The organism is Virgisporangium aurantiacum (genome assembly GCF_016863635.1).
Taxonomy (GTDB): Bacteria; Actinomycetota; Actinomycetes; order Mycobacteriales; family Micromonosporaceae; genus Virgisporangium; species Virgisporangium aurantiacum.
This window is the reverse complement of the sequence record NZ_BOPG01000012.1, coordinates 194,333-211,357: the sequence shown is the minus strand read 5'-3', so window position 1 is coordinate 211,357 and position 17,025 is coordinate 194,333. Positions and strand designations below refer to the sequence as shown.

Annotated in this window: 19 protein-coding genes and 1 pseudogene; 12 read left to right on the top strand and 8 right to left on the bottom strand. The window is 71.5% G+C overall.

What is annotated here, in order from left to right; genetic code table 11:
* Positions 1-170: 170 nt before the first annotated feature.
* The 5 genes from Vau01_RS09820 to Vau01_RS09800 form a co-directional block, all read right to left on the bottom strand.
* The gene (locus Vau01_RS09820; RefSeq protein ID WP_203990987.1) at positions 171-1,148 is read right to left on the bottom strand and encodes a fatty acid desaturase family protein; all 978 of its coding nucleotides are present in this window, start codon (positions 1,146-1,148) and stop codon (positions 171-173) included.
* A gap of 325 nt (positions 1,149-1,473) precedes the next feature.
* Positions 1,474-1,695: a DUF6458 family protein gene (locus tag Vau01_RS09815; protein WP_203989549.1), complete on the bottom strand. Its 222-nt coding sequence runs from the start codon at positions 1,693-1,695 to the stop codon at positions 1,474-1,476.
* Between the two features lie 65 nt (positions 1,696-1,760).
* A complete protein-coding gene (locus tag Vau01_RS09810) occupies positions 1,761-2,711 on the bottom strand; it encodes a nitroreductase family protein (RefSeq protein WP_203989547.1) in 951 nt (316 codons plus the stop codon).
* On the bottom strand, positions 2,708-3,529 hold the full coding sequence (locus tag Vau01_RS09805) for a sigma-70 family RNA polymerase sigma factor (protein WP_203989545.1): 822 nt from the start codon (positions 3,527-3,529) through the stop codon (positions 2,708-2,710). The genes Vau01_RS09810 and Vau01_RS09805 overlap by 4 nt, the downstream gene beginning before the upstream one ends.
* A 162-nt stretch (positions 3,530-3,691) precedes the next feature.
* A complete protein-coding gene (locus Vau01_RS09800) occupies positions 3,692-4,939 on the bottom strand; it encodes an ATP-grasp domain-containing protein (RefSeq protein WP_203989543.1) in 1,248 nt (415 codons plus the stop codon).
* A 38-nt stretch (positions 4,940-4,977) separates the two neighbouring features.
* On the opposite strand from Vau01_RS09800, the gene Vau01_RS09795 reads away from it, so the two are divergent.
* The gene (locus Vau01_RS09795) at positions 4,978-5,541 is read left to right on the top strand and encodes a TetR/AcrR family transcriptional regulator (protein WP_203989541.1); all 564 of its coding nucleotides are present in this window, start codon (positions 4,978-4,980) and stop codon (positions 5,539-5,541) included.
* An 11-nt stretch (positions 5,542-5,552) separates the two neighbouring features.
* Here Vau01_RS09795 and Vau01_RS09790 read toward each other — a convergent pair whose 3' ends face one another.
* Entirely contained in the window at positions 5,553-6,305 is a 753-nt protein-coding gene (locus Vau01_RS09790) for a hypothetical protein (protein ID WP_203989533.1), read from the bottom strand.
* Between the two features lie 61 nt (positions 6,306-6,366).
* Positions 6,367-7,830 carry a S8 family serine peptidase gene (locus Vau01_RS09785; RefSeq protein ID WP_203989531.1) on the bottom strand — a complete coding sequence of 488 codons (1,464 nt, stop codon included), beginning with the start codon at positions 7,828-7,830 and terminating at the stop codon, positions 6,367-6,369.
* 154 nt (positions 7,831-7,984) lie between these two features.
* Here Vau01_RS09785 and Vau01_RS09780 point away from each other — a divergent pair, with 154 nt between their 5' ends.
* The 11 genes and pseudogenes from Vau01_RS09780 (at position 7,985) to Vau01_RS09730 (ending at position 15,821) form a co-directional block, all read left to right on the top strand.
* Positions 7,985-8,521, top strand: a complete 537-nt coding sequence (locus Vau01_RS09780; protein WP_203989530.1) for a hypothetical protein — start codon at positions 7,985-7,987, stop codon at positions 8,519-8,521.
* 138 nt (positions 8,522-8,659) lie between these two features.
* Positions 8,660-9,607, top strand: a complete 948-nt coding sequence (locus Vau01_RS09775) for a helix-turn-helix transcriptional regulator (RefSeq protein WP_203989528.1) — start codon at positions 8,660-8,662, stop codon at positions 9,605-9,607.
* Between the two features lie 15 nt (positions 9,608-9,622).
* On the top strand, positions 9,623-10,204 hold the full coding sequence (locus tag Vau01_RS09770; RefSeq protein WP_203989527.1) for an ElyC/SanA/YdcF family protein: 582 nt from the start codon (positions 9,623-9,625) through the stop codon (positions 10,202-10,204).
* Positions 10,205-10,222: 18 nt separating this feature from the next.
* Positions 10,223-10,684, top strand: coding sequence for a hypothetical protein (locus Vau01_RS09765; RefSeq protein WP_203989518.1), 462 nt, complete (start codon positions 10,223-10,225; stop codon positions 10,682-10,684).
* A pseudogene (locus Vau01_RS09760) lies at positions 10,681-11,913 on the top strand (NRAMP family divalent metal transporter). The gene Vau01_RS09765 and the pseudogene Vau01_RS09760 overlap by 4 nt, the downstream one beginning before the upstream one ends.
* Complete coding sequence (locus Vau01_RS09755) at positions 11,913-12,284, top strand: hypothetical protein (RefSeq protein ID WP_203989516.1); 372 nt, start codon at positions 11,913-11,915, stop codon at positions 12,282-12,284. Before Vau01_RS09760 ends, Vau01_RS09755 begins: the two are co-directional and overlap by 1 nt.
* Positions 12,274-12,588, top strand: a complete 315-nt coding sequence (locus Vau01_RS09750) for a PRC-barrel domain-containing protein (RefSeq protein ID WP_203989514.1) — start codon at positions 12,274-12,276, stop codon at positions 12,586-12,588. The genes Vau01_RS09755 and Vau01_RS09750 overlap by 11 nt, the downstream gene beginning before the upstream one ends.
* A gap of 46 nt (positions 12,589-12,634) precedes the next feature.
* Positions 12,635-12,856 carry a DUF6582 domain-containing protein gene (locus Vau01_RS09745; RefSeq protein ID WP_239151460.1) on the top strand — a complete coding sequence of 74 codons (222 nt, stop codon included), beginning with the start codon at positions 12,635-12,637 and terminating at the stop codon, positions 12,854-12,856.
* 1 nt (position 12,857) lies between these two features.
* Positions 12,858-13,832, top strand: coding sequence for a DNA topoisomerase IB (locus tag Vau01_RS09740; RefSeq protein WP_203989510.1), 975 nt, complete (start codon positions 12,858-12,860; stop codon positions 13,830-13,832).
* A 257-nt stretch (positions 13,833-14,089) separates the two neighbouring features.
* A complete protein-coding gene (locus Vau01_RS09735) occupies positions 14,090-14,950 on the top strand; it encodes a helix-turn-helix domain-containing protein (RefSeq protein ID WP_203989508.1) in 861 nt (286 codons plus the stop codon).
* 178 nt (positions 14,951-15,128) lie between these two features.
* Positions 15,129-15,821, top strand: coding sequence for an MOSC domain-containing protein (locus Vau01_RS09730; RefSeq protein ID WP_203989506.1), 693 nt, complete (start codon positions 15,129-15,131; stop codon positions 15,819-15,821).
* Position 15,822: 1 nt separating this feature from the next.
* Here the strand turns inward: Vau01_RS09730 and Vau01_RS09725 are convergent, their stop codons facing one another.
* Positions 15,823-17,022 (bottom strand): molybdopterin molybdotransferase MoeA, encoded by a 1,200-nt coding sequence (locus Vau01_RS09725; protein ID WP_203989504.1) that lies wholly within the window; start codon positions 17,020-17,022, stop codon positions 15,823-15,825.
* Positions 17,023-17,025: the final 3 nt, after the last annotated feature.

The following is a 17,025-nucleotide window of genomic DNA, read 5'->3' as shown; positions in this document are numbered from 1 at the left end:
CGTGTCCCGGGCGGCGTCGCCCGCGGCGTGACCGGCCCGGCCCGCGGTGGAGGTCATCGGATGCTTCCCTCGACCCAGGCGGGTCCCGGCGGGACGGTGACCTCGCTGTCGAACTGTCGGGCCCGCCGCACGTCGTGCGTTGCGTGCGCTGCGCAACGCGTTGGCCGACCTCATCGCCGGGTGACGCGCAGTGGGCGGCCGACGTCATGGAGGTGGTGGAGCGCCTGGCTGTAGGAGCGCAGCAGGGTCGTCTCGCAGTAGGAAACGCCGCGCTGCTCGCAGAACGCCCGGACGATGGGCTGGGAGCGGCGCAGGTTCGGTCGCGGCATGCTCGGGAACAGATGGTGCTCGATCTGGTAGTTCAGCCCGCCGAGGGCGAGGTCGACCAGCCAGGTGCCGCGCACGTTGCGGGAGGTGAGAACCTGGCGGCGCAGGAAGTCGCTCCGGTCATCGGCGGCGAGGATCGGCATGCCCTTGTGGTTGGGGGCGAACGAGCATCCGAGGTACAGGCCGAACAAGGCTTGCTGGACCACGACGAACACGACCGCCTTGACCGGCGGGAGCACCAGCAACATCACGGTCAGGTAGCCCGCGGCGTGCAGTCCCAGGAAAGTCGCCTCCCAGGCGCGGTTGCGAAGCCCGCGACCGATAACGGCCTGGACGCTGGATACGTGCAGTTGCACCGCTTCCAGCAGCAGCAGCGGGACGAACAGGTACCGCTGACGGCGGGCGATGAACCGGGTCACCCGGCCCTGTTTGGCAACTGCCTGTCCGGTGGTGAAGGCCAGCGCTCCGATGGCGAGGTCCGGGTCCTTGTCCTCGGTGTTGGGGTTGGCGTGGTGGCGGTTGTGCTTGTCGACCCACCAGCCGAAGCTCAACCCGATAGCCAGGTTGCCGTGCAGCAGGCCGGCCACGTAGTTGGCCCGCTTCGACGTGAAGATCTGCCGGTGCCCGGCGTCGTGGCCGAGGAACCCGATCTGGGTGAACACCACCGCCAGAAACGCGGCGACGGCGAGTTGCCACCACGAGTCGCCGACCATCACGAACGCGGCCCATCCGGCGGCGAGTAGCCCGCCGGTGACGACGATCCGCGTCCAGTAGTAGCCGCGCCGTCGGTCCAGCAGTCCGGCGGCCTTGACCCGGCGCATCAGCTCGGCGAAATCACTCCCGCGAGGCTGTGTCGCTCCGGCCACGGTGCCGCGTTCGGGCCGGGCGGTGGGAGGGACGAGTGCGGTCACTGTTGACCTTCCGAGGTGCGCATCGCGATCGTGCTGATGATGCGTCGCCCGGGGTCCGGGGGTGACCGTTCGTGTTCGCCGCCAGGAAGATCAGGCGGCTGGCCCTGGGAAAGCGGCCGAATACAGCTCTGACGCTAACACCGGGCGGCTGCGGCGCGAGCGGCGCCGCGGATCCACCGACACCCGGGCCGCCGCCGGGATGGTGTCCGCCGCCTGCGGAGGCGGCGACGGGAGGTCACAGCGGTGGCTGGCCGGGGTCGTCGTAGCGTTCGGTCACGACGGCGCGAGGTGCGCGGCGGCGCTGCGAGAAGTAGACGAAGAGGATCAGCCCGGCGGCGCCGGCGAGCATCAGGATCCAGCCGACCACGTCCAGGTTGATCCCGGAGACCGTGGCGTCGACCGCGAAGGTCAGGATCGCGCCGATGACGATGAGGAGAATGCCCACTCCGATACCCATGCCGGGAGCGTCCCCCGCATCGGGGGTCTCCTAACAGTCCAGGCATGCCACGTTTGGTGCCGCCCTCAGGAGCTGTCGATGATCTGGTCGGTCGGCAGCCGCGGAGCGTGAGGTGGGTCGGTGTCGTCCGGGCCGATGGTGCCGAGACGCAGAACCAGGTGGGGGTAGCCGACGCCGGACAGCAGGACGCGCATCGCCTGTCGGGTGCTGGTCATCTCGATCGTGGCGCTGAGCGGCAGCACGCCGACACCGGTTTCGGTGGCGGTGAGCCAGGCCGCCGACAGCGCCTCCCCGGCGTGGAGCCAGTCCAGGGGTTGGTCGGCGTGGCCGTAGAGGATGGCGAACGTCGCCGACCGGTCGGGTCCGTCGCCGACCGGCAGGTCGCCGTAGTGGCCGGGGTCGCGGCCGGTCCAGTGCGCGAGTTCGGCCTGTCGCCTGGCTTCGTGCGGTTCGGTGCGATGAGCGTGGCTCGCCGAGGTCGCGAGATCGGTGACCTGGTCCGGGCGCAGGATGTGCAGTGACGCGCCCTCGGCCTCGACGGCTGTGACGATCGTGTCGAGTTCCGCCGGGCCGATCGGTGGCCCGGTCAGCGGCCGTCGGTCGGTGTGGCGGATCCCGATGGTGTGCGCGCGGCGCACCGTCAGCGCGTCGACCGGTGCCGGTGCCGGGCCGTCCACCCGCAGGTGTGCCAGGTGTTCGGGGTGTGCGGGGTCGGGGATGCGGGTCACGGTGGCGCGCCAACCCTGCGCGGCCAGGCTGACCCGGGCGTGGTGCAGGGCGGCGCCGCAGCTCAGCGTCGCCAGGCGGGTGTCGGGGTCGACGACGCGGAGGAGCCGGCTGGGTTCGAGGTCGAGGTCGAGGCTGTCGCCGGTCATGCGCCATCGCCATGGCTGGGTGTTGTGGATCGACGGGGCGAGGCCGGCCGCGGCGACCGCGTGGGCCAACGCCCCGGTGACCGTCGGGGTGTCGGCCCGGACGTCGGCCTGGACGTCGGTCCGGACGTCGTTGGGGGTCATGATGGCTTCGCTCCCGGGTGTGCCGGGTCACCGGCCGAGGCGAGGAACGCCACCCGGAGTTGCGTGAGGGCCCGGCTCAGGAGCCGGGAGACATGCATCTGCGAGACGCCGATCTCGGCGGCGATGCGGGCCTGGGTCCACTCGCCGTAGAACCGCATCGTGAGGATGCGCCGCTCGCGCAGGGGCAACGTCGCGACGAGCGACCCGAGTTCCATCCGGTCGTCGACGCATCCGTAGCCGGGATCGACGGTGCCGACCAGGTCGACGAGGTCGGCATCGTCGGTCCCGGTTGCCGGTGCGTTGAGTGACGGCAACCGGTACACCTGGGCGGCGGCGATCGCGGCCAGCAGCACGTCGACGTCGACGCCCAGGTGATCGCCGAGTTCGGCCGGCGTCGGTGGTCGGCCGCGTAGCTGGGTGAGGTGACTGGTGGCCGCTGGAAGGTCCAGGAGCAGTTCCTGGGTGGACCGCGGTACCCGCATGCCCCACGCGGTGTCCCGGAAATGCCGCTTGAGCGCACCGAGGATCGTCGGCACGGCGAATGCGAGGAACGGGCAGTTGCGGTCGGGCGAGTACCGGTCCACGGCCCTGACCAGAGCCAGCGCGGCGACCTGGGCGAGGTCGTCGAAGCGTTCCCCACGGCCGGCGTAGTGCAGCGCCAGCCGCTTGGCCAGCGGCAGGTTGTTCTCGATGGCCCGGGCCCGCAACAGCTCACGATCGGGATGGCCGGCCGGCAACCGGTGGAGCGTCCGGAGCAGCTGCTCCGTGGTGACCGGCGGCGCGGTGATGTTCGAGGTCGTTACGACGAGGGTGGTCATGGGTCCACGCCCCTCGGGGGCACAGGCTGCAGGTCGCGGCCGGGTGACGACACCTCTGTTGAAGCGCCGGACGTCGCTGGTGGACAACCGCGAGGTCCGGGCGGCAGGGGGAGCGCGTCAGCACCGCTGACGGGTCCGGAGTGGCCGGATCGCTCCCTGCGCTCACACTACGCCGGTCGGGCCGTTCGTCGACAGAGCGGAGTGCCGGTCCCGGATGAGCTGCCAGCCTTCGCGGGTGAGGGCGTACCCGTCGACGCTGCTGGACGCGAACCGTTGCCAGGTTGCCGGTCGGATCAGGGTGGTGGCCGCCGCGATCGCGACGGGAAGCGCGGCGACGGGATCCGATCGCAGCGGGGTCAGCTCCTCGGTGCTGGCGCGGTACTCGCCGCGACCCAGTGCGGCCCGGGCGAGGTGGCCGGCGATGGGTCGCCGTCCGCCGTGCTGGGCGGCGCCCAGGACGGCCAGCAGGAGCTGGTGGGTCGCGGTGTCGGGACGTCCGGCGGCCTGCCGGGGTGGCTTGTGGCCGGTGGCGAGATCGAGCAACGGTGCGATGAGGTCGACGCCCGATCGCGCGGCGTTGACCGGCTCGACCAGGCGCGGGTTGATGTCGATGAAGACCGGACCGGCGGGACCGAGGATGACGTCTGCGGACAGCGCTCCGTGCCACCGCAGGCCCCGGCCCAACGCCTCGGTCAGCGCGGTGAGGTCGGCCATGGTCACGCTTCGTTTGTGGCTCGCTCCGCCGCGGGAGCCCAGCCGGGTGCGGACCGCGGCGTGGTGGGCGACCATCGCGCCGTGGTCGAAGACGGACTGGACCATGACCAGTGGACCGTCGACCGGCTGCTGGGCGAGCAGCCCGCCGCGACCGGCGGCGGTTGCCCAGGTGTCCGGCAGGGTCCGGAGTTGGTGCGCGTCGGTGACCAGGCGCACCCCGCTGGTTGCCGTGCCGACCGGTAGCTTCAGGTACACCGGGAAGTTCTCCCAGCCGGTCAGTTTCCGGTCGTCGCGGATCACCTGGAAGGGCGGCTGGGGCAGCCCGAGGTGGTCGAGCGTGGCGGACGCCGACACCTTGTCCTGGACCCGGGCGAGCGCCTCGAACGGCGGGACCACGGTGCGGACGCCGGCGCCGGCGAGCCGGTCGGCCGCGCAGGAGAGAACAGCGACCTGCTCCTGGGTCGGCAGCAGGATATCGGCGCCGGTGTGGGCGTACCGGTCGAGGGCGGCGTCGAGCCAGTCGAACGGGTCTACGCCGTACGCGGGTACCGGATGGATCCGCCGTACGTGGCGGGTGAAGCGGCACAGACACCGGGGATCCGGGGAGAGCGCCTCGACCCGGTGACCGGCCCGCGACAGCAGCGTAGCCGTCTGCCGTGCGGTCAGTCCGGAGCCGTCCGTGAGTAGAACGAGCATCGCCGCCTCCGATTTGTGTATAGCATACACTTATAACTGTGGGACGCACAGCGCAGATCAGCCGGGCAACGATCCTCACCGCGGGGCTGGCCATCGCGGACGAGCACGGGCTCCCCGCGGTCACCATGCAGGCGGTGGCCCGCCGGCTGCGGGTGACACCCATGGCGCTGTACCGGCACGTCGCCAACAAGGACGATCTCCTCGACGGCCTCGTCGAACGGCTCCTGGCCGAGGTCCTCCCGCCGGCCGCCGAACTGCCGTGGCACCAGCGACTGACCACGGCGGCGCACGGCATCCGGGCCACCGCCACCCGTCACCCGGACGTCTTCGCGCTACTGCTGAGCCGCCCGGTCAGGACCGCCGAGGCGCTCGGCGTCCGCGAATCGATCTACGCCGCGCTGCGCGAGGCCGGCCTGGAACCGGCTCAGATCCCCCGAACCGAACGACTGCTCAGCACCGCGATCCTCGGCTTCGCCGCCAGCGAGGCAGCCGGCCGGTTCTCCCACCATGCCGCGGCAGTCCGGGACGCCGACTTCGCCTGCCTGTTGACCTGGCTCCGTCACCTCATCGACCACACCGCCGATCCCGGCTGCCGCCGGTAGGACCGCCCCGGTCACGGCGGGCCGGCGCATCCGGTGATGGCACGGAGCTGGTTCTCGACGCGGGCGGCGAGCGCGGGAGCCTCGTCGCTCTGGTCGAGGAGCAGGCCGGTGGCCGCGTGCAGGGCTCGATCGAGCTCGGCCGGGTCGAGGGAACGTACCAGCGCGTCGGCGAACCGATCGCGGGTTTCCGGGGGCAACAGGTGCGCGCCGCGCGCGTGCCAGTCCTGAACTCCGGCCCGCCGGCTCGCCAGGGCGAGCGTCTCGTTGCGGAGGCTGCTGATCCAGTATTCCGCTTGAAGGGCACGCCCGCGCTCGATGCAGACGCGGGCACGAACCGCGTGGTGGACGGCGTGACCGTACGTTTCGGTGCTGTTGCGCGGACCCGCGATGACGGGTTCGTTCGCCGTCCCGAACAGCAGTCGGAAGGTGTCGCCCCGCGCCGCGAACCGGCTCGTCGGCGTCACCGAGAGATCGACCTGCAAGGCACCGGGCAGGAGGAACACGCGGTAGGTGACGGGACCCGCGACGAGGTCGAACAGTGCCGTGCCGTCGAACTGTGCCCGCAGCTTCCCGGCCCACTCGTCGAGTACCGCGACGGGCGCGGTCGTGTCCGCGACCGCGAACGTGAGGTCGATGTCCGACCACTGATCGCCGTCGGTGTGTGCCTGGGATCCCACCACCGCGGCTGCGGTGATCCGCTCGTCCACCTCCGCGAGCCGGATGAGGTAGCCCTCGACCGCGTCACGCAATTCGACGTCGAACATTCCCGCCGCCTCCCGACCACGATGCGAAGATGCCGAGTCTGCCGTGGCATCTGCCGCGTCGTCACGTCGTTGTGGTGGCGCCGAGGCGCAGTGCCGCGGCGTAGGCGTCGACGAGGCCGGTTCCCTTGTCGGGCGAGGTGGTGTAGGCACCGGCGGTCTCGTACGCCGCGCCGTCGGTGAACTTGCCGGCGGTCGCCTTGATGGCGTCCTCGATCTGTGCCGGCGTGGCGTTCGGCGCCACCTGGAACAGCTGGGTGACGATCCCGACCACGTGCGGGGTGGCCATCGACGTTCCGCTGATGGTGTTGAACGTGCCGACATCCGCCGGGCCCGGGCCGTTGAGGGGGGCCAGTCCGGTGGAGCAGATCGGCAGCCACGGCCGGCACGACGACGTGATGTCCGAGCCGGGGGCCGAGACGTCGGGATAGGTCTGTGGCTGTGAGGCGGCGCCGCGGCTGGAGAAGTCCGACACCGTGCCGCTGCGGGTTCCGGTCCCCTGGTCGTCGTACGACGCCACCATGATCACGCCGGGGGTCGGGTCCTGACCCGGTGGGTTGGTGGCGTTGTTGTCCGGCCCGTCGTTCCCGGCCGCCCACACCGTCAGCACGCCGTCGGCCGCGAGGGCCCGCTGGAGCTTGGCGGTGGCCGAGTCGGGATCGAACGGACCACCGCCGCTCGGGCCGTACGAGTTGTTGGTGACCTTGATCGGCGGGCAGCCGGCGCACGGGTTGCGGTGGTGGTCCAGCACCCAGTTCAGCGCGCTGTCGGCACCGAAGATGCTCAGCCCCGCACCCACCGACAGGCCGATCAGCGTCGCACCCGGTGCCGCACCGTGCGGTCGGGTGCCGTCGCTGACAGCGGTGTCGCGTCCGGCGACGATGCCGGCGACGTGCGTGCCGTGCCCGCCGGCCGACAGGGTGTCGGTGTCGTTGATGGCGGTCAGGTCGAGGAAGCAGAGGTCGTTCGGAAGCGGCAGACCGAGGTCCGTCAACGGGCCGCAGATGTTCTTCAGGTTGCGTCGCACCGCGCTGGAGCCGTCGGCGTTGCGGAGGAACGGGTGGTTGCCGTCGACGCCGGTGTCGATGACGGCCGCCGACACGCCTCGGCCGTCGACCGGCCGGCCGAGCGGGTCACGCAGGTCGGTGCGGGTCTGCTCGCCCCGCGTCGCCCGGTTCGACGTGGACAGCAGCGGACTGATCGGCTGGTCACCCTCGACGTAGGTCACGCCGCTGCGGGTCCGCACCGACGCGATCTGACCGGTGCTTCCACGGGCGACCGCCACGCCGATCCGGTCCCACGTGGTGACCAGGGTCAACCCGGCGTCGACTACGGCCCGTCGGGCGGCGGTGACGTCGGTGCCGTGCACGAACACCTGTAGCGTGCCGCCCGCCCCACCGGCGATCCGGGCCGCCAGCCAGGACGAGACCGGAGCGGGCGGGCCGGCCGCCGCCGGCCCGGCACCGGTCAACACGGTCAGGACCGACGCCAGCAGGACACTGAGGAACAACGGAATGAACCGACGCATCGACGACCTCCTTCGTCACCCAACACATCGGTCCGACGTCGGCAATCGTTACAACCGCTTCTCACCGATCACGCACGGAGCGGTCACGGTCTATGGTCGACTTCGCGTAGATTGACCGCGACCGCTCGGATGCGGCGAAGGGGAGCGGCTGACCGTGGTGTTCAAGGGACTCGAACTACGGCCCGGCGAGCGGGTCCTCTGGACCGGTGCGGCCCGGGACGCCCGCCTGGTCGATGCCCCCAACTACCGCGGGCTCGTCAGGGGCGCCATCCTGGTCGTGGTCGGGGCCGGGCACGCGGTCCTGGTCCGGATGACGATCGGGGCGCCACTCGTGTGTGCGGTCGGGGTCGGCGTGGTGATCTACCAGCTCGTGCTCGCCGCCCGCCAGTTCGGCCGGCTCCGGCGGGGCCGCTACGCGCTCACCGATCAGCGGGTGGTCGTCGTCTACGACCGCCGTACGCCTGAGCTGGTCCAGTCCGAGCTGGCTCTGCTCGGGCCGCCACTGGTCCACGTCGACCCGGACGGCGTCGGCACCATCGCCTTCGACCGGACCCCGATCCTGCGCAACGGACGGTGGGACCGGGGTGGCGGTGGCCCCCGCCTGGCCGGTGCGCCGTACCTGTACCGGGTGGCGGAACCGGAGCGGGCGGCCGATTCGATCCTCGCGGCGCAAGAAATGGTTGCCGCCTGAACCCGGTCACTCGCCGGCGCCGGGCACCTGTCCGCCGGGCGAAGTCGCAGGTTTATCCGATCGCGTCGGCGGGAAGTGCCTCGCGTTCGTTCACCGGCTAGTACTTTCGCAGGGCGGATACGGGACCAGGGAGTGATCGTGGCGACCGTACTCGAAACGACGGATCTTGACCTCGCGCAGCACGTGTTGCGTACCGCCTACGGCAAGCTCCGGCTCAGCGTCACCCGCGGACCGGTCGCGGTGCGGATCAGCCGCGACCGTGTCGGCCCGTTGGAGATCCACCGCAACGTGTTCGGGATGCGGTTCCACGTCACCGGGGAGCCGATCGGTTCGCTCGGGATCGGCCGGATCGCCCGGGGGATGATCACCTGCCGGACGGGCCGGCAGGAGCGGCGGCACGACCGGGTCGGCGACGTGTTCGTCTCCGCCCAGCCCGACCGGCCCTACCAGGCACTCCTCGACGACGCCGACATCGAGCTCGCGCTGCTGCCGCCGGAACTGCTGGCCCAGGTCGCCGCGACCGCGCCCGGGCGGGCGGCCCGGCCGTTGCGGTTCACCGGGCACGAGCCGGTCTCCGCGTCGGCGGCCGCGATGTGGAGCAGCGCCTTCGACTTCGTGCGCGACAACCTCACCAGCGTCCGGGGCGTCGACGCGACGCTGCTGGAGGGTAACGGCGCGCGGCTGCTCGCGGCGACGGCGTTGGCGGCGTTCCCGAACAACTCGGTGCATGAGCCGGCCGTCGAGGACCGGCGCGACGCCCATCCGGCGACGCTGCGCCGGGCGATCAGTTTCATCGACGACAACGCCCACCGCGACATCAGCGCCGCCGACATCGCCGGGTCGGCCCACGTCACCATCCGCAGCCTGCAACTGGCGTTCCGCCGTCACCTCGGGTCGACGCCGATGGCCTACCTCCGCCGGGTCCGGCTGGAGCGGGCCCACCAGGACCTCGTTGACGCCGAGGCGGGCACCGTCACCGTCGGCGCGATCGCGGCCCGCTGGGGCATCATCGGTCACAGCCGGTTCACGTCCCTGTACCGGGCGGCGTACGGCGTTCCACCGTCGGCGACCCTGAACGACAAGTGACGCTACGGTCGAGGGATGCACGCTGACACGCTGCTGGTGTTCGGCCGCGGCGTCACGGTCGTCGACGGGCGGTACCGGCTCACGCCGGAGAGCCTCGCCCGGGTGCGGGCGGCGGTGAACCATGTCGAGCACGGTCGCCCAGAACGGATCGTGTTCACCGGCGGCTGGGCGCTGGCCGACGGGCCGACCGGGCCGCCCGTCGGGTCCCGCGAGGGCGACCTGATGCTCGCGGCCGCCCGCGCGGCCGGCGTCGCCCCGGAGGTGGAGCTCCTCGCCGAGACCCGGTCGCGCAGCACGCTGGAGAACCTGCTGCACACCGTCGAGGAGCGGCTGCTCGGTGAGCGGGCGTTCACGTCGGCGCGGCCGCTCGGGATCGTGTCGCACGGCTGGCACCTGCCCCGCGTCCGCTACCTGATCGGCAAGATCCTCCGGCTCCGCGGGGCCGCGCTCCTGGACGTCCCCGTGGCCGGTGGGAATGTGCCGTTGTCGGAGCGGATGCTCGCGGTCGGTTCGCGGCTGTGTTTCCTCGGCTGTGCCGATCCGGCGACGCTGCGGCGCCGGGAACGCCTGGTCACCCGGCTCAGTAAGCGGGCTTGATCCACGCACACTCTGGGTATGGGCGCGGTCATGACGCGGCGCATCCGCCTGTCCATCGTGCTCGCGGCCGTCCTGGCGCTGTGGTCGGGTTTCGCCTGGACCGTGACGCGGCCCGACGACTTCGCCGATTACAGCCGCACGGTCGGGCAGGTGGCCGGTGCGACGCACGACGCGGCCCGCACCGGGTGGCTCACCGGTCAGCAGCAGCTCGCCGGCCGGGTCACCGCGGCGTTCGCGGCCACGGCCTACGACGACGCCGGCAAGGCGCTCGCGGGCGCACGCAAGCAGTTCGCCGCGGCGATACCGCCCGACGAACGGGCGGTGTCGCTGCGCGATCAGCTGGGTCCGTTGCTCGCGGACGCGGAAAGATCTTTCGGTGACGCGGCGGGAGCGGCCGATCGTACCGCGCTGGCCGCCGCTGTCGACCGGCTGGAAGCGGTCTCCCGCAGCCTCGAAGAGTTCATCGAGGCACACCGATGAAGCGGCTCCTCGCCGTCGCGCTCGGCATCCTCACCGCGATCGGCGGGTTCGTCGACATCGGCGACATCGTCGCCAACGCCGAATCCGGTGCGCGGTTCGGCATTTCGCACGCCTGGGTGCTGGTCGTCGGCGTCGTCGGGATCTGCGTCTACGCGGAGATGTGCGGCCGGGTCAGCGCCGTGTCGAACCGGCCGGTGTTCGACCTCGTCCGCGAGCGGCTCGGGCCACGGGTCGCGTTGGCCAACCTCGGCGGGGCGCTGCTGGTGACGGTGCTGACCCTCGGCGCCGAGATCGGCGGCGTGGGGCTGGCGTTGCAGCTGGCCACCAGCGTGCACTACCTGCTGTGGGTGCCCGTGGTGGCGTTCGTGCTGTGGGTGGCGCTGTGGCGGGTGAAGTTCAGTGTTCTGGAGAACGTGTTCGGGCTGGTCGGGCTCACGTTGATCGTCTTCCTGATCGCGGCCTTCCGATTGGACGCCGACAGCGGCGCCCTGTGGCACCAGGCGACCCATCCGGGGCCGGGCGCCGGTGAGGACTGGGGCACCTACTGATTCTTCGCCGTCGCCCTGTTCGCGTCGGCGCTCACCCCGTACGAGGTGTTCTTCTTCTCCTCGGGCAGCGTCGAGGAGGGTTGGACCGGCAAGGACCTGGCCACCTCACGCCTGAACGTGTTCCTCGGTTTCCCGCTCGGCGGCCTGCTCGCGTTCGGGCTGATGGTCACCGCCGCGACCGTCTTCCACCCGACGGGCACCTCGGTGGGAAGCCTGTCGCAGACGGCGATGCCGGCGGCGATCGCGCTCGGCAAGTTGGGCCTCGCGGCCGCGATCCTCGGGTTCATCGCCGCCACGTTCGGCGCGGCCATGGAGACGGGCCTGTCGGCCGGCTACACGGTGGCGCAGTACTTCGGGTGGGCGTGGGGGAAGTTCCGGCGCCCCACCGAGGCGTCGCGGTTCCACACCGTCGTCATCATCAGCATCCTCGTGGGGGTCGCCGCGCTCGCCACGACGATCGGCCCGATCCAGCTGACCGAGTACACGCTGATCTTCAGCGCGGTCGTGCTGCCGTTGACGTACCTGCCGATCCTCGTCGTCGCCAACGACCGCGGGTACCTCGGCGACCGCGTCAACGGCAAGCTGGCCAACGCGTTCGGCGTCATCTATCTGGTGGTCATCCTCGTCGCGGCGGTGGCCGCGATCCCGCTCATGCTCGTCACCCGGATGGGAGCCGGCTGATGCTGGTGGCTTTCGACCTCCTCGACCGGCAGATCCTCGACCGCACCGGCGAGCCGTACGGAAAGGTCGACGACGTCGAGTTCATGCTCGACGCGGACGGTGTGCCGGTGCTGACCGCCCTGCTGGTCGGTCAGCGCGCACTCGGCCGGCGCATCGGTGGCCGGCTCGGACGCTGGATGGAGGCGGCGGCCCGGCAGCTCGCACCGGACCAGCGGGCGGAGCCGATCCGGATCCCGTACGAGCTCGTGGCGAACGTGGACAGCGCGGTGCACCTGTCGGTGGAGGTGAGCGCGCTGGCGGAGCGTCCGCTGGAAACGTTCCTGCGGCGTCACCTGATCGAGCACATCCCCGGGGCGTCCCATGAATCGTGAACCCGCACCCGCGTCCACTGTGGACCTTCGCGCGTCGGCCCTGCTGGGCCGGCGCGTGCGAACCACCGACGGCCGCGACCTCGGCCGGATCGCCGACATCGAAACGGACGTCGGGCCGAACGGGCGCCCGCGGGTGACCGCTCTCGTCGTGACCGCACGGCCGTGGGGACGGCTGCTCGGCTACGAACGCGACGAGGTGGTGGGGCCGTGGATCCTCGAACACCTCGCCCGGCGGATCCTGCGCCGCAACACCCACCGCGTGCCGTGGGCCGATGCCGTGATTGACGAGAGCGATACTGGGTAGGCGTATTTCCATGTCCCATGAACTCGATGCCGCTGAACGTAACGAGATGCCAGACAGCGCGTACGCGTTCCCGCGACTGCGCAAGGAACCTTTGAGCGACGCCAGCCATGTCCGCAACGCGATCTCCCGGTTCGACCAGGTGAAGGACGCCAGCGACGCCGAGCGCCGCGAGGCGTTCGACCGGATCCGCAAGGCCGCCCGCAAGTTCGACGTCGAGATGACCGCGGAGCGGTGGCAGGACCTCGGCAAACCGTCGTCCAAGAGCTGAGTTGCGCACCAGGCGAAGCGATCCCACCGCCCCCGGCTACCGCCGGGTGAGACAGGGCAAGGGATTCCGGTACCTCGACACGAACGGCAAGCCGCTGCCCGCCGACGAGGTGGCGCGCATCAAGGCGCTTGTCATCCCGCCGGCGTGGACGGACGTCTGGATCTGCCCGGACCGCAACGGGCACATCCAGGCGGTCGGCACCGACGACGCCGGCCGGCGCCAGTACCGCTACCACGACGGCTGGCGCGAACGGCAGGACCGGCTGAAGTTCGACCACGTGCTCGACGTCGCGCGGAAGCTGCCGGGGTTGCGCCGCAAGCTCCGCGCGTGCCTGAAGCAGGACGGGCTCACCCGCGACCGCGTGCTCGCCGTCGCGGTGAGCCTGCTCGACCACGCCCGGCTCCGCGTCGGCGGCGACGAGTACGCCGCCGGCGACGAGGGTACGTACGGCGCCGCCACGCTGGAGGCCCGGCACGTGCACGTCGGCGACGACGAGGCGGCGCTGTGCTTCCCGGGCAAGGGCGGCATCGAGCACGAGGTGACCGTCGACGACCCCGACGTGGTCGCCGCGCTGGCCGAACTGCGCACGGCCCGGCGCGGCACCAAGCGTCTCCTGTTCTGGACGGACGAATCGGGGACGCACGACGTGCACGCCGCCGACATCAACGACTTCCTGCGCGAGCTGCTCGGCATCGACGCGTCCGCCAAGGACTTCCGCACGATCCACGCCACGGTGCTGGCCGCCGCCGAACTGAGTCGGAGCGGACCGGCGTCCTCCCGCACGGCGCAGAAGCGCCGGATCGCCGCGGTGATGCGCGAGGTCGCCGACGAGCTGGGCAACACGCCCGCCGTCGCGCGATCGTCCTATGTGGACCCACGGGTGATCGACCGCTACGCCGCCGGCGACACGATCGACCGTCCGGACGCGGCGCCGGCCTCGGTGGAGCGTCAGGTGGTCAAGTTCCTGAGCCCGTAACGGAACCGGACCGTTTGGGCGGCCACGAACGCTGTACAAGCCTCGCGATGCCCTCGATCTAGGGCTGTCGACACTCGATTGCGCGCCCAATTGGCCGTGGACGTTTCACGGCTTTTAGACTTGTTAGGCATCGACCGTTCGGGTGATTCAGTGGACACCGGACCCGAGGAAAGCGCTTTCCTACGGCCATGGGTTACGTAGGCGTTTTCGGTAGGCCTCGGTGACCTTGGCACGATGAGACTGCGACAAGGATCGGTATGGCCAGATGTCTGGGGGAGGCGGCCGTGGCGCGGCAGTACCGGCAGCGGGCGGGGGAGAGCCCGAAGCTCGCACCGACCCGAGTGCCGGGTGGTGTCGATGTCCGGGGGTTGACGGCGAGGCACTGGTCATTGCTGATGGTGCTGGCAACGCACGGTCCCTTGCACACCGGCCAGGTCGTGACGCTGATGTTCGGGAGCCGACCTGCGGCGGTGCGATACCTGACCGCGCTCGTGCGTGCCGACCTCGCTTGGCGGTTCGTCTACGACAACGACTCCTCACACCTGGCCTACTACGAGGTGAGCACCGACGGCGTTGCGGCGCTGAAGTCGCGGTTGCAGGCCACGGGCCGGCCCACCCCACTCGGACTCGGCCGGCCCGCACGTGGACAGCTCGACGCCAGCGCGTTCCTCGTCGCGCTCACCCGAACCAGCCGCGAGAACGGATCCGGACACCTCTACCGGTGGCGGCGGGCCACCGACACCGCAATGTGGCTGCGTGACCACGGCGTCGGGCCGGTCGACGTCGTAGGGCAGGGGACGTGGATCGAAGACGGCGCCACCGTCAGCTTCCTTCTGCACGTTGACTGCCAACCCTGGAAAGCCACCAACGTATCGGCGTCGATGAACCTGGACGGCTACCGCCGCGCCAACGGCGTCCCGGCGACGGTCATCCTGGTCGTCTGCGCCACGACGGAACGGCAACGCTGTCTGCACACCGAACTGACCGCAGACCCGCTGCCAGCCCGCGTTGCCACCACGACGCCTGATCGCCTTCATGAACACGGGCCTGCCGGCCCGGCATGGACCGTCGACGCCACTCGCCCGACGGTCCGGCTGATCGACCTCGCTCGTTCGTAACCGCGTGCAGGTGCGGGCAACCAATCAGCGCGTGTACCCAATTCGTTGGCCAACCGGACTCGCCGCGCCCACGTCTGGGCGTGCGTTGTGGCGTGCGGATCCAGTCCCATCTGACCGACCGGGACCACATCCTGTTGGGTTCCGTGGAGGCGGGCGGCCGGAGGTCTAGGCTCGGTCGGTGAAGGTCGTCGAGCTGCGCCGCTATCCGGTCAAGTCGATGCTCGGTGAGGTCGTGCCGGCCGCCGACGTCGGTGCCCGCGGGATCGCCGGTGACCGGCTGTGGGCGGTGCGGGATCCGGACGGCAAGTTCGGCAGCGGCAAGAACACCCGCCGCTTCCGCCGGATGCCGGGCCTGTTCCGCCTGCGGGCGTACGCGGCCGACCCGGCCCCGGTCGTGGAGCTGCCCGACGGCCGTCGCTTCGCCGCCACCGACCCCGACGGGCACCGGGCCGTCAGCGAACTCCTCGGCCGCCCGGTGACACTCGCACCCGAGGCATCCGTTCCGCATCACGACGAGGGTCCGGTCAGCGTCATCACCACGGCCTCGCTGCGCCGCCTCGGCGAACTGGTCGGCGGAGAACGGATCGACGCGCTGCGGTTCCGGGCCAACGTTCTCCTCGACGTACCCGGCAACGGCTTCGTGGAGGACACCTGGCCGGGCCGCCGGCTGAAGATCGGCGGGCAGGTCGTTCTGCGGGTGGTCCGGCCGCTGACCCGGTGCGTGATGATCGACATGGCGCAGGACCGCGTCGGCGACCGGAACGACCTTCTCAAGACCCTCGCCGAACACCACGAACTGACCTTCGGCGTCCACGCCACCGTCGAGCAGCCGGGCCGGATCGCAATCGACGATCCGTGTTCGTGGGCGTAGGTCAGGGCAGGGGAAGAATCTCGGCCGGTTCGCCGTCGACCCGGTCCGGTGCCAGGACGGCGAGGGCGTCGGCGGTCGCTGCCGCCCGCAGGCTGCCGGGCCGCGCTCCGGGCACCACGCGGGCGTGGGACCCGCCGAGGTGGACCGGGACGAGCCGGGCTCCGTGGGGGTAGGGGGTGGCGTCGCCGGTCACGGGAAGGCGTAGCGGTGGGTTCGGTGCTCGGCCGGCGAGCGCGGCGACGGCCGGTTCGAGGACGGTGAGCGCGGCGACGAGGGCGGCGAACGGGTTGCCGGGCAGCCCGACCAGCCAGCGGCCGTCGGAGGTCTCGGCGAGTGCCTGCGGGTGTCCCGGACGGCAGGCGACCCCGTCGACGTACCAGCGGGCACCGAGAACGGCGAGCACGGTCCGCAGGTGGTCGGCGGCGCCGATCGAGGACGATCCGCTGACCACGACCAGGTCGACGCCGGCGGCCTCGACGTGCCGGTGGAGCAGGTCCGGGTCGTCGCCGACGTGCCGGTGGTCGACCAGGTCCCCGCCCGCCCGCTCGATCACTGCCGCGGCGATCGGGCTGACGGCGTCCCGCACCTGCCCGAGGGCGGGCCTGCCGCCGGTGATCACCTCGTCGCCGGTCACCAGCAGACGGACGCGGGGTCGCCGGCGCACCGTCACCTCGTCCACGCCGGCCTGGGCGATCGCGCCGAGCACGGACGCCGTCACGACGCGACCGGCGGGCACGATCTCGTCACCCGGGCGGAGGTCCTCCCCGGCCGTCCGGATGTTGCGGCGATCCTCGATCGCACCGGTCACGAGATCGTCGACGTGGTGGCTCCGTTCGTACGGAATGACGGCCCGGGTACCGGGCGGCACCACGGCACCGGTGCCGATCTCCACCGCCGTGCCCGGCGACAGGGTGTCCGGCACCGCCGGCCCGCCGGCAAGGACCCGGCCGACCACCCGCCACGGTGACTCACCGGCGACCGCGTAGCCGTCCATCGCGGCGGTGTCGAACGCCGGTGCGGCGGCGACCGCCCGCACCGGGTCGGCCAGTGTCCGCCCGGTGGCGGCAGCGGAAGCGACCCGCTCCGCACCGAGAGCACGCGGTGCCCGCGCCGCCACCTCGTGGGCGTCCCACCAGGACAGCCCGGTCGCGGCCCGGTAGGTCCCGCCCGCGGCGGTGGTGGGTTGTCGCGCCTGGGTCACGTC